General features: G+C 32.1%; 16 protein-coding genes and 1 pseudogene. 5 read left to right on the top strand and 12 right to left on the bottom strand.

Going from position 1 to position 16,452, the window contains the following annotated elements:
• Nucleotides 1-192: 192 nt before the first annotated feature.
• On the top strand, nt 193-504 hold the full coding sequence (locus BBF96_RS12030) for a hypothetical protein (RefSeq protein ID WP_127017386.1): 312 nt from the start codon (nt 193-195) through the stop codon (nt 502-504).
• 52 nt (nt 505-556) lie between these two features.
• Here the strand turns inward: BBF96_RS12030 and BBF96_RS12035 are convergent, their stop codons facing one another.
• Complete coding sequence (locus tag BBF96_RS12035) at nt 557-1,759, bottom strand: ISL3 family transposase (RefSeq protein ID WP_127017387.1); 1,203 nt, start codon at nt 1,757-1,759, stop codon at nt 557-559.
• A 121-nt stretch (nt 1,760-1,880) separates the two neighbouring features.
• Between BBF96_RS12035 and BBF96_RS12040 the strand changes: the two genes are divergently transcribed.
• On the top strand, nt 1,881-3,626 hold the full coding sequence (locus BBF96_RS12040; RefSeq protein ID WP_127017388.1) for a methyl-accepting chemotaxis protein: 1,746 nt from the start codon (nt 1,881-1,883) through the stop codon (nt 3,624-3,626).
• A 247-nt stretch (nt 3,627-3,873) separates the two neighbouring features.
• Here BBF96_RS12040 and BBF96_RS12045 read toward each other — a convergent pair whose 3' ends face one another.
• The 7 genes from BBF96_RS12045 to BBF96_RS12075 form a co-directional block, all read right to left on the bottom strand.
• Nucleotides 3,874-5,064, bottom strand: coding sequence for a hypothetical protein (locus BBF96_RS12045; protein WP_127017389.1), 1,191 nt, complete (start codon nt 5,062-5,064; stop codon nt 3,874-3,876).
• Between the two features lie 543 nt (nt 5,065-5,607).
• Complete coding sequence (locus BBF96_RS12050; protein WP_127017390.1) at nt 5,608-5,976, bottom strand: hypothetical protein; 369 nt, start codon at nt 5,974-5,976, stop codon at nt 5,608-5,610.
• Between the two features lie 154 nt (nt 5,977-6,130).
• Nucleotides 6,131-6,688: a B12-binding domain-containing radical SAM protein gene (locus tag BBF96_RS12055; RefSeq protein WP_164731040.1), complete on the bottom strand. Its 558-nt coding sequence runs from the start codon at nt 6,686-6,688 to the stop codon at nt 6,131-6,133.
• 87 nt (nt 6,689-6,775) lie between these two features.
• Entirely contained in the window at nt 6,776-7,237 is a 462-nt protein-coding gene (locus BBF96_RS12060) for a B12-binding domain-containing radical SAM protein (protein WP_127017392.1), read from the bottom strand.
• A gap of 6 nt (nt 7,238-7,243) precedes the next feature.
• Entirely contained in the window at nt 7,244-8,473 is a 1,230-nt protein-coding gene (locus BBF96_RS12065) for an MFS transporter (RefSeq protein WP_127017393.1), read from the bottom strand.
• Nucleotides 8,474-8,510: 37 nt separating this feature from the next.
• Nucleotides 8,511-8,891 (bottom strand): hypothetical protein, encoded by a 381-nt coding sequence (locus BBF96_RS12070; RefSeq protein WP_164731041.1) that lies wholly within the window; start codon nt 8,889-8,891, stop codon nt 8,511-8,513.
• A 117-nt stretch (nt 8,892-9,008) separates the two neighbouring features.
• Complete coding sequence (locus BBF96_RS12075; protein ID WP_164731042.1) at nt 9,009-9,437, bottom strand: radical SAM protein; 429 nt, start codon at nt 9,435-9,437, stop codon at nt 9,009-9,011.
• Nucleotides 9,438-9,808: 371 nt separating this feature from the next.
• Here BBF96_RS12075 and BBF96_RS12080 point away from each other — a divergent pair.
• Nucleotides 9,809-11,179 (top strand): annotated as a pseudogene (locus tag BBF96_RS12080) (IS1182 family transposase).
• A gap of 88 nt (nt 11,180-11,267) precedes the next feature.
• Here BBF96_RS12080 and BBF96_RS12085 read toward each other — a convergent pair.
• The 4 genes from BBF96_RS12085 to BBF96_RS12100 form a co-directional block, all read right to left on the bottom strand.
• The gene (locus BBF96_RS12085; RefSeq protein WP_127017396.1) at nt 11,268-12,869 is read right to left on the bottom strand and encodes a CTP synthase; all 1,602 of its coding nucleotides are present in this window, start codon (nt 12,867-12,869) and stop codon (nt 11,268-11,270) included.
• A 16-nt stretch (nt 12,870-12,885) separates the two neighbouring features.
• The gene (locus BBF96_RS12090; protein ID WP_127017397.1) at nt 12,886-13,047 is read right to left on the bottom strand and encodes a XapX domain-containing protein; all 162 of its coding nucleotides are present in this window, start codon (nt 13,045-13,047) and stop codon (nt 12,886-12,888) included.
• 26 nt (nt 13,048-13,073) lie between these two features.
• On the bottom strand, nt 13,074-13,499 hold the full coding sequence (locus tag BBF96_RS12095) for a YwiB family protein (protein ID WP_127017398.1): 426 nt from the start codon (nt 13,497-13,499) through the stop codon (nt 13,074-13,076).
• Nucleotides 13,500-13,658: 159 nt separating this feature from the next.
• Complete coding sequence (locus BBF96_RS12100; RefSeq protein WP_127017399.1) at nt 13,659-14,057, bottom strand: flavodoxin family protein; 399 nt, start codon at nt 14,055-14,057, stop codon at nt 13,659-13,661.
• Nucleotides 14,058-14,344: 287 nt separating this feature from the next.
• Here BBF96_RS12100 and BBF96_RS12105 point away from each other — a divergent pair, with 287 nt between their 5' ends.
• Both BBF96_RS12105 and BBF96_RS12110 read left to right on the top strand, forming a co-directional pair.
• Entirely contained in the window at nt 14,345-15,529 is a 1,185-nt protein-coding gene (locus BBF96_RS12105; RefSeq protein WP_127017400.1) for a hypothetical protein, read from the top strand.
• Between the two features lie 19 nt (nt 15,530-15,548).
• Nucleotides 15,549-16,181, top strand: a complete 633-nt coding sequence (locus BBF96_RS12110; RefSeq protein WP_127017401.1) for an HD domain-containing protein — start codon at nt 15,549-15,551, stop codon at nt 16,179-16,181.
• Nucleotides 16,182-16,452: the final 271 nt, after the last annotated feature.

Raw genomic sequence — 16,452 nt, forward strand, 5'->3', positions numbered from 1 at the left:
TCTCTTAATAAATTAATATCAATACTTTTAATTTTACCTAATATCTTAAAACTATTTTATATAGATTTCTAAAGAAAAATTATATTTATAAATTTCAGAAATTTTAGCAGGACTTTTCCCCTAAACGTCTAAATTATTGTTTAAATAAGTGCAAACGTTTGAACAAAACCACTTTTAAAGGAGGCCTTAAATATGGTCAATAAGAATGTTGCGGGTTGGAATATACCCATTAAACAAAAATTATTGTTTTCTTTTATACTGGTTGTTATCATTTGTCTTGCATTATCCACCTTGCAAAGTGCTACTCTTATAACCCGGACAATGAAAAACACTGTCTCTGAGGCCCAGGAAAAAAGTTTTAAAACTATAAAAAATCTCTATTTGAATAAATTAAATTATTTAGAAAATTTATCAAAAAATATTGCTGCACAGCCTGATATCCAACAGGCTACCAAGAAAAAAAGTTTAATTTTATGGCTCTCCGTCAAATGTTGTGAAAGATAAGTTGGCTCCGTTGAATTGATTGGTAAATTGATTTTGAAATAAACATTTAAATTTAATAACTTAACATTGCATTAAATACTCTTCTCCTTAGATTCATAACATTTGGAACACCATATCCAATCCTTTTGATCAATTTAATCTTGTTATTGATACCCTCAGCAAAGCCATTGGTTATCTTAGTCTTAAAATAATTTAGTATTTTTTCTTCCCATCTTTGTATTATCTTTTTTACCTGGTAAAAAGGCATCAGCTTGCTTTTTATTACTTCTTTATACCACCTTTTTAGAGCTCTGGTGGCTTCTTTCACATCATCTAGCTGCAATAGGTCTCTGAATTCCTCTTTTAATTCCCAGGCCTTTTCTAGAGCTGGACTGAGTTCAAATAATTTGATGAGCTTTTCATGTTCTTCATCTGTCAATTCTTCAGCTCGTTTTTGGAGTAATAAACGACTTTGAAAAAACTTTCTTCTCTGATGATTATTTACTGTTTGTTGAACTTGTTTTCTAACTTCATCAAGGGCTCTGTTCATTAAAGTTACAAGATGAAATTTATCTATAACAATTTTTGCATGAGTAAATGCTGCATTTGCTACTGCTTTGAACGGCCGCCACATATCCATAGAGATCGATTGAATCTGTCGTCTTTGTTCATCTTCCCAACAATTAAAGTAGTCAATTAAATCATCCTTTTTGCGAGTAGGTAAAATGTCAATTAACTCCCGATTAATTGGATCTGTAATGCTAACTCCATATTTATGGCGTTTTAAAACTGCAAATTCATCGATACTGATGGCTTTTAATTGACTAAGTTTTGAAACTTGTTGTTTAATGAGAGGGTCAACTACTTTTTTAACTGCATTATTAACAGCTGTATAACTTAACCCGTTTTCTCTAGCAACTTTAGAATAATCCTTGCTGACAGTTTCTTTAGCAAGATATTTATCAAAGCGTTTGGTTTTACGGGCATATTTATCAATACTTTCATATTTTTCAGGGATACCCCTCTTATGACAATAAGGACAACGATATCTTTTCTTTAGAAGTCTAATGATTACTAGTTTACCTCTTATGGGGATGTCTCTAATATTTTGCCATTTTGTATCATGGATTTTATTAGTGATATTACCACACTGAGGACACACAATGTGATTTTTCTTTGCTTCAGCGATAAAAATATATCTGTCCTCCGTTGAAATAATTTCAGTTGCAATAATGTCTGGCAAATCAAGAAATTTTATGATATTATTATATTGCATTTGCTGGACTCCTTTCTTTGGTTTTTAGTTCGCAACTAATTAATTCAACGGAGCCAGCAAATGCCTTTTTATTTTTTATAATTTTTTCTTCACAACATTAATTATAGACCCAATTTTATTAATGAAAGCTCTAAAACAGGAATTTTTATATAATTACCAGTTAGATGTGATAGAAATTGATAATCTGGAGGGGAAAAAGATTGCTCGCAGAGGAAACCTCCCTACCAATGACTATAGTCTTGAAAAAAAGTTTCTACCCTTCCTAAAAAAAGATACCAATATTCAACAGTTAGAATTAACAGAAGCAGGTTTAATTGTTAAAAGTGCTGCCCCCATTAAGGATCCGGACCTTACCACTCAGACCAATGGATTTATTATGATTGGGAAGGTATTAAATCATGATTTTCTTATAGATCTACAAAAGATTATTAAAGACGACCTTTTTATCCTGGATCTAAATCTTAATCCCATTCTTACAACTATGGAAACAGAAGATATTCAAATAGAATTAGATAAGCCAGAGATTTTACCTGAACAAGAACTATATCAATCTGATATACTGATCAATAAAAAGCCATATCTATCCGGACTAATTCCCATTTTCAATCATAACAATCAACCCATCGGTTGGTTCATGATCGCAACTTCTTTAGAAAAGATGTATACTGCCCGCCGTGCTCTCTTTACATCACTATTTGTTATCGCTCTTGTAGGTGGCATTATAAGTATCATTTTCAGTTTTATAATCACTAATAGTATTACCGGGCCTTTAAATCAATTAGTACAGTTATCAAAAAAAATCGCCGGTGGCGATCTGAGAGATCATTTCAAAACCTCTGCTAAAGGTGAAATAGGATATCTAGGTCAGAGCTTTAACCAGATGGTAAGCATGTTACATAACCTGGTTCACGGAATTCGTTTAAGTTCTGAAAATGTTGCCAGAGGTTCTGAACAGTTGATAGAAGTTACCCACCAGCTAAAAAATAATGCCAAAGTTACAGATCAATGCATTCAACAGATCGTTTCCCGGATTAATAACCAACAACAACAACTGAATTCGGCTATGGATAATATTAATTCACTTTCAGAATCCATCACAGAAATTGATCACGGAATCAATCAGGTCGCATCCAACTCTCTTCAGGCAGACCATGAAGTTGAATTGAGTACTGAAACTTTAACACATTTAATGACAGTTATGTCTGAAATTAAAGACGCTGTTTCTGCCTCCCATAAGATCATTAACCAACTAGGTAAGAAATCCAACAAAATAATTGGAATCATTGATATTATTCGCAATATTGCTGAACAAACTAACCTTCTGGCTCTCAATGCTTCCATTGAAGCTGCCCGGGCCGGAGAAATAGGACGAGGTTTTGCCGTTGTAGCTGAAGAGATTCGCAAACTGGCAAATGAGTCCCATACTGCTGCTGAAAACATCAATGAATTAATCAACTCCATTAATGATGAGATTAATACTGCTGTTCAAATGATGGACAAGAGTGCAAATACTGTGCAAGAAGGTGTATCAAAAGCAGAAGAGACCCAAAATGTACTTTTAAGTGTCAATAAAGCCGTTCGCTCAACCCGTCAATCTGTCGAAGAAATGAGTGCTTATCTTCAAAATCAACAAAATTCTATCAAGTCCATGATACAAATTGTAGAAACTATCGCCACTAATGGCAATCTAGCTGTAAAAGAGGCTAATTCCAGTTCCATCGCTATCGAAAAGCAAAATCAGACTCTTAATCATCTGTTGACCGTTGCTCAGGAGCTTGATCAGATGGCCCGTAATTTAAGGGAGCAAATTATTTCCTTTAAATTGCAGGATGAAGATGAACCTCTAAAAGACGATATAGAGATATAATTTTTAAACAAAACAAAAACTTTGAAACACTTCCAAAAGAATCGGGAACAAAATACCCTCCAGGTACTCTACTGTGAGCAGCTTATTTTACTGCAAAAAGTATAACTTCCTAAACACATATAAAAGCCCATTATCTCTAAAAAAGAGATAATGGGTCATTTTTATGTATTGGCATGCTAAAATTTTTCTAATCCCTCATTTGTCAATACATCTCAAACAATCAAATCAATCTTTACATTTAATTAATCTATTTTCCATTAAGATAATTGCTCCACTTATCCTGAACTTCCTTCAGAGATTTAGATGATGTCATTTTTAATAATTTATCTTCAAGTTTACCCTCTTTTGTATACAAAAATTTAACCAGATCCTCAATTTTCATATTCGATGCATTAAGTAAATATTCAACAAACAACACACATAGATAAGCATTTTCAAATAAATATCCTGAAGCAAACAGATCTTTTAAACTGACCCTGTTTAATTCATCACCTTTGAAGTAAGAACGATAATTTTTACCTTTCAATAAGACTTCATCTATATAAGCAACAATTCCTTCTTCAATAAAATAATTATTAATTTTGCCTATCATGTTAAGTATAATATGAAGTTCTTCATGTACACTTGCCGCCGAAATCCTGTTAGTAAAATTCAAAACTTCATGAATTTGTAATTTATCTGGAAAAGCTTGTGCTGTAAAGTAATATCCTGTCATAATAAACTTTTGATTTACATTATTGTAAAAATAGCAGTGGATTTTAAATGGAAGCTCATAATTTAGAAGATTTAATACTTTCTTTAAAAGAATTTCTCTTTTTGTTGATATATAATCTATATTTTTAGAAACATATGAATCTTCTAAATAATAAAAATAGTAATGTTCAGTTTCTTTTATCTTCCAATCTAATTTTTCTAAGTATTCTATATTTCTTCCGTTTTTTCCAATAACCAATTTTGTCTCACCATGAAAAACCTCATTTATATTCATAAGAAAAGTCCATGAATTCGCTAAATAAACCAAAACTTCTTTATCTGGGTTAAAAGGTGATTGAGTCAAAAAAATAATTTGATCATCCTTGTCAGTAAAATCCTTATCTAAATACCTAAAACCATTTTCAATAGGTTCTACTACTAAATCATACTTTTTCAGTAAATCAGAAGAAGAAGTCAAATATAGAATTAGATTATTATTGACTAATTCATTTTGCATTACATCCTCCAAGGATTTAATTACTACTTGTTTTTTATATTTCTTTAAATGATTTCCAACAAATTGTGTTAACTTAAGCAACCTACTATTTATGTAATTATTATCAAAGTCTTGATATAATATTAAAAAGTTATTATTGTTTATGATAAAATCATTTATTGAGTCAGATGCATATGTATTAAACGAAATAACAATTAAAATGCATAATATAATTAATTTAGTTTTCATAACAAAAACCTCCTAAAAATTATACGTATTGTCAAAAGTTTTTTTAAGTTTTTGACCTTAAACCCTTGATATTACTAATTTTTTATTTAAAACTTGCCACCCCCTTTTTTTTGAGATATATTTAAGTTAACTATACCAAAGAAAGAAATAGCAAACCTTGACTAAATTAATTCAAATATTACTGTTATATATTCAAATTCAACAAAAAATCATTATTTTTCTCATCAACTCTTTACTTGGTAAACATATTACTATTAATCGTAAAACTTATGATAAATTGATTGACAAACCCTATAAAAAACTTCAAGTTGATCAAATACCCATTATTGAAATTACTAAAAAACTGAACTTTAATCAACTTCTAATCGATTATCAAAACTTACATGGTAAACCTCTTAAACCTATCAAACGTCATAAAAACAAGAAAGTTCAAATACCCAATAACCTTGTATGCCCACGATGTGGCACTCCTCATCAATATTTATACCTTTCTATTTTACTCCATTTTTATTATACCAAAAACACCAGCCCGACTTTCAATTACTAAGATGATTTTAACTTATCTACCAATGAACTTGAATAAATTAGATAAGACTTAAAACTTTCAACAATGGGTTCATAATATCCAAGATAGTTTTTCATAAATTCATTTTTTAACATCAGAAAAAGTTTTTCACTCCAATGTCCTTCAGCTAAATCTAAAACCTTTATAAAGAAATTATAAATCACAGAACGTGCAACAGTAATGTTACTAACAACTTGATTTTCAATCGGTTGAATTTCCTCTTCAATCTCTTTTATTTTATCTGGAGCTAATTGTTCCAATTTTCTAAAAGTTAAATTTCTTTTGAATTCTATATAATTAATCATATTTGATAAGTAATTTAAATTATCTACATTAAGAGTCAACATACTATCAAAAACTTTCTGAACCTTTTTATCGACAAAATCATAGTTGTATACTTTATAATGCTCAAAATCATCCCAAGTAAGTCCATCTTTTTTGACTTGCTCAGTAATCTGTGAACCTGGATATAAAGCGATTTTTGAATATAAATGAATTATTTTAAAGAAATTTATTTTTTAAAAATTCAGCATTATTTCTAAGTTCAGAAATATTAGAATAAGGATGGTATGTTACAAATCCACATGGAGTTATATCAATTCTTTGTTTACGCAAAAAATTTATTGCTTCATAGCTTTGATTAATTTCAATACCTTTATTATAAACCTCCAATCCCATTTCCACTTGAACTAAACCAACTTGTCGAAGAGATTTAACCAGGTCTTTATTATTAACAACTGAATCTACCCTCGTTAGGATATAAAAAAAACAAAAAATTTGTCTTTTCAACATTTCATCAACAAAATCTCTAACCCACTTTATTCCATTTGACGAAGTATTAATAAAGTTTAAATCACAGAAATTCACAACCTCATGTAAATTATAATTATCACCATACTTATTGAGAAGAATTTCTAGTTCATCCACTATACTTTTCGGAGAACGACAACACCATTTATTTCCTCCTCCCAAACTAAAATACTTGTTAGCATTACAAAAATGACAATTTCCCAAACAACCTCTTGAACATAAAATATTAATAGTAGAAGTTATACCCAACTCTAGACCTTTTTTAAGGTTATCCCTTATAGGCATAGGAATACTATCAATATTCTTTATTGACTCTCGATCTGGATTTTTTATAATCTAATTCTCATTACGGTAAACAATTCCATTAACATTTGCTAAACTCATATTATTCTGGATACAATCCAATAATTCTATTATTGTTTTCTCTCCTTCACCCCGTATAATTGCAAATACTTCCGGATTTTTCTCCATAATTTCTTCTGCTGCAAAAGTTGCATGTTCTCCTCCAAAAATTATCTTAACTGTATTATTATAATTATAAATTTTTTTTGCAATATATAATGCTGATTCAATATTTGAATATACTGCTGAAAAACCTATTATGTCAAAGTTTCCTTTCATCAAAAAATCTATAACCTGGTCATCATCTAGTCCCAACATGTGTGCATCAATCATTTGAACATAATGATTATGCTTTCTCAAAGTTCCCCCTATATATGCAAGACCAAGATGTTCATCTCCGGTGTAAAATTCCTGAGATAATTCCCCAATCTTAGGATAGACCAAAGCTACTCTCATCTTTTTTTAAACCTCCTCACCAACTATTAATTTATTTCTAACAATCTCAAACTTCATTCCCAATTTCAAAAATGCCAGAACTAATATAAAAGCTAAACTAGCTATAAAAAATATCCAATTATAACATCCCATAATAATTAACAAACCGCCATGATAGGTACTAAGGGAATCTCCTATATTAAAACTTGTATTCATAAATCCAGAAACTGTACCATGATTCTTCTCATCCACATTCTCAAAAACATAATTACTTATCAAAGGAGAAATAAGATTAAAAATTCCACTGGTTAAGATTAAAAGAAAAATATTTATAGTTGGGTGTTGCAATAAAATCATACTACTGTAAATAATTGACAAAAAAATAATACCTGTAAATATTACCTTTTGAGGAGAAAATTTTTTAACCACATATGACCCTATAAAAGCCATAAAGGCAGAAAAGATTTGTATAAATGACATAAAATATCCAATATAAACAGGATCTAAAGCATATCTTTTATTTAAGTAAAGATTAATATAAGGTGTTAAAATAACAGTATATCCTAAAATGAAAAAGATTATTGAAACTAGTGCATATGTTTTTATATTCTTAATATTAAAAAGCTCCTTTAACCATAAGCCTTGAAATTTTTTGGATTCCAATATTTCTGAAACTTTGCTTTTTCCACCTTTTTCAATAAAAATTAAAGGAATAGTTGCAAAAATATAGATAAATGCTGCAAACAATAAACCTGTTCTATACAATTCCTCAACTAGATTAATTTTAGCTAAATATCCTCCTGAAATTGTTCCTACTGTCAACCCAATTAAAGTAATTGCTCTAGATGTACTAAACAAAAATGGCCCTTCCTCACTATTTCCACACTGCATCAAAAAAGGACCTGCAATGCACATTAAAGCTGCAAAACTAAAACCATAAAGAACAGCAATAAAAAGCAATAGAATTTCATTTACTACCAAAACCTCAAGCAAAAAAGCCACACTAGCTAATAGATTTGCTAAAATAAGAACACTTTTCTTTGAAAATCGATCTATGATAATACCTGCCGGAATACTTCCTAAAGCCATCGTTAAATTCCCAACTGCTAAAAACAAACCAAGAAATTTTTCAGAAACTCCAATTCTAATGATATATAAATTAAATAAAACAAAAAATATACCCAAAGCCATATACCTTAAAAAGGCCGAACAAAAATAAAGAAAAGAATTGCGTTTGTAAATTATAATATTAAACATTATATCATACTCCTTCCGTATTTTAATAATTTTCGACTTATAAATTTCTTATATTCTTTTTTAATTCTGTAAAGATTTTTTCAATTTTACTTACAATTTTGGTCTTAGTACTATCTACATTTTTCTTTTTATTATTTTTTACTTTTTCAATTACTTCCAACAAATAATAGTATGTTTCCCTATTAATTTGATTATAGTAAAAATTAAATAATTGCTTATAATTTTGTAATAAATTTTTCTTCCTATCATCAAGTTCTCTTTCTTTACTTCGAAAATACACTGCTATGCCAGAAACAAAGCCTAAATATTCTTGTACAATTTTTTCAAGTGCTAATTCTCTGAATTCCTGAAAAATTTGTGCAACCTTCTCATCCTGGAAAGAGTAACCACTTGGATACCTCTTTTCATCACCAAACAATCCTTCTTTTTCCAATCTCTTTTCAATTTGACTTCCAGGAAAAATTTCTAAAGCCTAACTTACTCTCCCCAATAAGTTTTGTTGTAAATTAAAGTAATATTTTATATTTTGTTTTAATTATTCTATTGTAGTAAAGGGATTAAAAGTAATAAATCCACAAGTTGGATCTAAAACATCATGTTTCTGCAACATCTTTAACATTGTAATATTTTGTGATGGAACTACCTTTTTATTATAATTTTTTAAAGTCTCATTTGTTCCGCCTTCTATTCCAACAAACACATCAATTAAACCAGCCTCTTTCAATTTAATTATAATATTCTCATCTTCAACACCCAGGCTATCAGCACGTAAATTTATTCTAAATGTAATTTTCAAATTACATCTTCTTATCTCCTCAGCAAATCGAATAGCACGTTTTTTACTTTCTTTTGTTGGAATAATAAAAATATCATCATTAATATTAATTTGAATTTTCCTTTGAATCGGGATTTTCCTAAAAAAGAAAGAATCCCTCCTCTGAAGCAATAGGTAGTAGTTAACCAAACCCAAACTTACCTCACTACCAACTCCTTTACTATGCCTTTATATTCTAAAACTTAAATTCTTTTATATATATATGACATTTATTAAGAAACTTACAAAATATTTTTTCATCATTTTTCTTAATATTCCTCCTTTTTTCAAAAATTTTTTTACTAAAAAAATATCTATTTGCTAACGATGAATAAGTAAAATTTTATATACTAAAAAATAAAGAAAAAACTCCTCATAATAGAGATTAGGTAGTTTCTCCCATAATCTCTATGATAAAGAATGCTATTACTTATCTCTTCAGGTTGTTGACAAAGTTAGAAAGCCAATAGCCTTTTTATGTCGAATTTAAATTATAAGACTTTTTTCTGAGAGTGATATTCATATTTAGAAGTGGAAAACCAAAACAAACTGAAATGGAATTGGTTCATATAGATGCTCTTGTTCCTCAAGACCATTTATTGAGGAAGATAGATAAATACATAGACTTCAGTTTTATAACTAAAAAAAAAGCCTTTTTATTGCAAAAATAATGGGCGTCCCTGAGTTGATCCGATTATTCTTTTCAAAATGATGTTTATCGATTATCTCTTTGGCATTCGTTCAGAACATCAATTGGTAGAAGAAATTAAAGTTAACATTGCCTACCGGTGGTTTTTGGGATTATCTCTCCATCATTCTACAACCAGTCAGAACCATCGTAAGAAAATTTAATAGGACTAACATTTTTCAAGAAATTTTTGATGAGATTGTTTTACAAGCAATGGATAAAGGATTAATTGAAGGAAAAGAATTATTTACTGATTCCACATTTTTAAAGGCAAATGCCAATAAGAATAAATATACCAAAGAAATAGTAATTCAATCTACAAAGAGTTATATTGAGGAACTTGACAAGGCAATAGAAGAAAATCGTTTAACACATGGCAAAAAACCTTTTAAAAAAGACCAAAAAGAATGAAGAAAAAGAAATTCGAGCAAGTATAACTAATCCGGATTCTGGATATATGGTCAGGGATGGCAAACCCAGGGGGTTTTTTCTATCTTGATCGTAGAACAACAGATGAGAAGTTAAATTTAATAACAGATGTATATGTAACTCCTGGTAATGTTTATGATTCAGTTCCATATCTAGAACGATTGGATAGGCAAATAGAACGTTTTGGTTTTAATGTGGAAAATGTTGCATTAGATTCAGGATATTTGACTAACCATATTTGTCATGGTCTCAGGAAGAGAGGAATTTTTGATGTAATTGATCATAGGCGTTTTCGTCCCAAGAAAGGATTATTTCATAAATGGCAATATAAGTATTGTCATAAAAAAATGTTTATATTTGTCCCAATAATCATGAACTTACCTATAGAGCAACAAATCGTGAAGGTTATCGTGAATATCATTCTAACCCTGAGGTGTGGAGAAATTGTAAGTTTTTATCAAAATGCACTGAATCAAAGACGAATATCAAAACCATAACCAGGCATGTATGGGAAGATGATAAAGAATGGATTAGACAGAATCGACTCATAAAAAAAAAGAAAAAATTGTATAAAAAAAGAAACCATTGAACGAAGTTTTGCAGATGCAAAAAATCTCCATGGTTTAAGATTTTGTCGGATGAGGGGGCTAGAAAAAGTAAGGGAACAATGTTTCCTCTCTTCGGCATGCAAAATATGAAAAAAATAGCCCTTTATCTCTGGAAAAGAGATAATGGGCCTGATTTTATAACAGATTCTTTTAGAAAAATTGCTTAATTTAGAGGTTTAATCTATCTAATTTTAATAATCCAGATAAATTGCAGTAAAAAACTAGTGTTTGTCAACAGCCTGAAGGGTCATCAACTTAGCTATACTTCTTCTTAACTGCTGCTTCAACAAACTTAACAAAAAGAGGATGAGGACGATTGGGTCTGGACTTAAACTCGGGATGGAATTGACAACCCAAAAACCAGGGATGATCGGGAATTTCCACAATCTCTACCAGCCGTTCATCCGGAGAAAGACCGGATAACTTCATTCCAGCCCCGGTAATCTGTGGGCGGAACTGATTATTGAACTCATAACGATGGCGGTGGCGTTCATAAATAATTTCCTGACCATATGCTTCATAGGCTAAAGTTCCCGGAATCAACTTGCATGGATAAAGACCAAGACGCATTGTACCGCCCATCTCTTCTACATCCCTTTGTTCAGGCAAAAGGTCAATTACCGGATGCTCAACTTCAGCAAACTCAGAACTGTTAGCATCCTTAAACCCTACCACATTCCGGGCAAACTCAATAACTGCAACCTGCATACCGAGACAAATGCCAAAATAAGGAATCTTATTTTCCCGGGCATATTGAGCAGCCTTAATCTTACCTTCAATCCCCCGATCACCAAAGCCCCCCGGAACCAATATCCCATCCACATCATCTAAAAATTCACCAGCAGTTTTCTTCTCCACCTCTTCAGCATGTACCCATTTGATATCCACATTGGCATTATTGACTACTCCTGCATGACGAAGGGCTTCATAAATGCTAATATAAGCATCCTGAAGCTGTACATATTTACCTACAATAGCAATTTTGACCGTTTTATCCAGGTTAGACATCTTCTCTACCATCTGTCTCCATTCGGTCAAATCAGGTTTCCCTTCATCTAAACCTAACCGCCTTAATACAATTTTAGCCAATCCCTGTTCCTCAAGAACCAGGGGCACTTCATAAATATTTTTTACATCTTTCACTTCAATAACAGCTTCAAGATCAATATCACAGAAAAGAGCAATCTTTTCTTTGATACTTTTTGTTAAATGCCGTTCACAGCGGCAAACAATGATATCTGGTTGAATTCCAATACTTCTAAGTTCTTTTACACTATGTTGGGTTGGTTTTGTTTTTAATTCCCCTGCTGCTGATACATAGGGAACCAGAGTACAATGGACATAGAGTACATTTTCCCTGCCTAAATCAATCTTCAACTGCCTAATGGCTTCCAAAAAAGGTAAACTCTCAACATCTCCCACAGTTCCACCGATTTCTGTAATTACTACATCGGCGTTGGTCTCCCGACCTACCCGGGTAATCCGTTCTTTGATCTCATTGGTAATATGAGGAATTACCTGAACAGTGGCACCTAGATAATCACCTTTCCGCTCTTTAGCAATAACAGAGCCATAAATTTTTCCAGTAGTTACATTGTTGTTCTGGCTTAAGTTCACATCAATAAACCGTTCGTAATGACCTAAATCCAAATCCGTCTCAGCACCATCATCAGTTACAAAAACTTCTCCATGTTGGTATGGACTCATGGTTCCTGGATCCACATTTATATAGGGATCAAATTTCTGGATACTTACATTTAATCCCCGACTTTTTAAAAGTCTTCCTAAACTGGCTGCAGTAATTCCCTTACCAAGAGCCGATACAACCCCCCCAGTCACAAAAACATATTTAGACACTTAGTCTCCCTCCATTCTACATATGGAACAGAAATTTGACCAGAATATATCCTAAAAATATCCCTACAACACCCATTACACTTGCCAATGTCGGCGGTGCGGGAAGAGGTAATTTAAATACTGTGAAAATAACTCCTACAACCATACCTGTAAACGTTGACAACAGTATATCTTTCATCATCCATTCCTCCATTTCTAATTTTTTTAGCTATCCTGTATTGTTTGATAAATAATCTCCAGAGTATTATTACTGGTCAATTCATCACCAAGGTATAAATCATAATAAATTCGAATTCGGCCTTCATCAAAACCCAAAGCCTGCTCAAGACGCTTGGTATCAGTTGAAAGTGGAATGCTGCCGTAAGATGTTTTATATTGACTCTCATCTTTAACCCCTTCTTCAAAGACCTGACACATGGAGACTTTTCCATGACGAATTAAAGTAACCCGGTTTTTCTCCAGTTTCAGGGTCGTTCGAACACCCTCAAGACCCTCGGCACTTTCCTCATATTGAAGATAGGTAGCCTGTCCTTTATCATAGAGAAATCCCCGGGTTTGATAATTAATAATATTCTTTTCTCCATCCTGTTTTTGTAAATTCTTAATGCTGATTAAAATCTCTGTGGCCATAATAATACCCCTTTGTAATGTTTTCTTAAAATTAGTATGGCCCAAATAGTCAAATAGAAATTCCACAGCAACAATAAATTACTGTGGAATTCTAACTACATCTTTTATAGTATATCCTAAATTTTCTCTCTTGACAAGTTCTATTTTCAAAAAATAATCCTAAAGATGCCTACCAAATTGATAAGCCTCGTCTAAAGAACGAAATCCACGAAAGTCTTTAACAATACAGCCCTGAGATTCCATAACTCCCATCAAGCGGCGAAGTGCTTTATCAGTACCAAATATCTTACGTTTCACAAAAGCGATGGAATTCTGTCCTTCTGTCCTTTTTAGAGCACTAAGGTAAGGTTTTAAATCTTCAGCAATTTTACCGCCAAATACCCCCAAAATTGGACTTCCTACAATAAGTAAATCATAAGGGTGACAGCTCACCATATCTCCTCTCTCACTTGCTTTTTTCATCGTCACCTGATGTCCTTTAGATTCAGCACCTTTTCTAAGAGCATCAGCATATTCTTCAATTTTTCCTTCTTTAGAATAAACAATTAATATCTTCATTTATCTCACCTCGCATTAACAATTAGTCATTAATCTTAAAAGTCCTTCTTTTATAAAAATGATTTTACTGCAAAAAGCTAATTTTCCACTTCAAAAGAAATTAACTTTTTGCAGTTTAATCAAAAATTTTAGGCATAAAGATTTCTTGTCCAAAATATTAATTTAATAACCTGCTCTTAATTAAAAGCTGGAAAACAAGAAAAATTTATTGATGCCAGAGATGAAAGTTATCCACAGCTGCATAAATTCCCTGACATTAAAAAACCTATTGAAAGGGGATAATAAAAATGGAAAAAGAGAAAAGATTAAAACGGGCCAGGCAACATATTTTTTCTTTAGGTCTATACGACAGTGGAGCAAAAATTGCAATTCAGGTCATGACTTATGGACTGGCCAAAATCCATTACCTACAGGAATATTTAGGCTATAAACCAAATGCCTTTTTTCTGGGTGCACCTGATTTGACCATTACCCGAAACATATACCGTTTTAATCAGGGAATTGGCTATGGAGGAATCATTTCCTGGGGTGAAGGAACTGATTCCTTTATCCCAGTAGACTTAAAACCCAATGCCTGCGGCATGCTTATAGGGGGTGTAAATACCCCAAAAAGCTGTACAGAACTGATTCAGGCTTTGGAGGAACTTAAAAATAATCCTGGCAAAATCGAAGGTACCAATATAAAATGGGATTTCAATAAAAGTAATCACTTTATCAATTTCTTTAAAGTTATAGATAATCATAATCTTCCTCCCTATCTTTTTGTAATTCACGGGGCCGGTGATGAATTCAGAGGTGATAATAACGGGCAATTTGGCTTATATATTGATAAAAGTAAAATTCTTAAATCCAAAGTCCATACCCTTAAAACTCCCTTTGGTGATATCAACTATCTTATAGGTGAAGATGCAATAGAATATTTTAAATTCTATCAGAATGTTGAAAAATTTGCTAGACAACGGCGTATTCATGTAGCCCACCATCTTTTTGATAATTTTTTACTAATCACTGATCAGACCCATCAAGGTTTAGTAGGTTTAAATGAAATTATTCTTGGCTGCCATAAATTTGTTGACGAGGAAACCCTCTTCCCCCTTATGCTCAGGGCAGATCGGCCTGGATACCTTATCAAAGGAAAGTTTAATCTGACAGAGAAACAGTTAGAAAACCTGGAGTTTAAAGCGCGGGCTAAAGAACTGGATATTTATCATCGACTTTTAAGAGCCAATATTTTACCCCATGGTGGAGGTTATAACTTCCCTGATCTGTTAGATATAGAGGAAGTCCTTGAGGTTAATGAAAATCGATATTATAAATTAAAAACCACAAGCGGGATGGGATCAAAAATTGTTCAACATCTCCGGGCATTACCTTATGAATACCGGGGCCAGCAGGTTTTGAATCGGACATTAGAACTGGGCCTTGGGCAAATCTATGCCACACTGATTCCTCTTTTTACACTAAAAATTTAAAAATAGAAAGGAGAACTTTATGCTTACACGAAGTCTGACTCTAAAAGAACGGAAATTAATTCAAGAAATTGAAACATTTATTCGTGACAAACACCGCCACAGTGAAGGACATGATTATTCTCACGTTCTGGAAGTAGTCAGGTATTCATTAAAAATCGCAAAAGCCATTGAAGAACCTGTCAATCCCTTTATACTGATCTGTGGAGCATTATTTCATGATATCGGCAGGATTTATGATGAGGAAGGAACCCTACACGGTCTCATTGGCGGGGCTATTACTGACATGTATTTAAAATCCACCTGGGTAAAAGAAGAAGATGCCTGTAAAATTGTTCGCATAGTCGTTCGTCATACCGCCACCTCCAGAATTCCACCCGAAACCGTTGAAGAGAAAATTGTTTATGATGCTGACGGATTAGACCGATTGGGTTTAATGGGTATGATCCGGGGAGTTATGGGAAAACGCGGTTCAATAAAAGAAATATTGGAAAACAGGAGCAGAAAACGGCTTTTAGATTATAAACGTTTATATTTTGATGTCAGCCGCGAAATTGGTGAAAAACTTTATAATGAAACCTTAGAGATTGTTGCCCAACTATTAAATGCCTTAGAAACCCGTCTTAAAGACATTAATGACATCCAACTTCCTTAATAATATTATAGCTAATTTTGAGCGCCATAGAAATTTTTCATTTAACCATCTTAGTGAAATTTCAGTCAAAATAAGGCCTCATACAGAATGTGATAAGCTAATCAAGGGCCAGGAGGGCCCATTGATTGGTGTGCCTTATTTCAACTGAAATCGAACTTTAGATGGTTCAAAAAATTTCTTTTGAAGTTAAAAATTAGCTTTTTGTAGCTTAATCATAAAAATATTCTTTTAAAGAAAACTATTTTGCAGGCAGGATTTTTACAATCTTTAA

Origin of the sequence: Anoxybacter fermentans, from assembly GCF_003991135.1 — a bacterium.
Taxonomy (GTDB): Bacteria; Bacillota; Halanaerobiia; order DY22613; family DY22613; genus Anoxybacter; species Anoxybacter fermentans.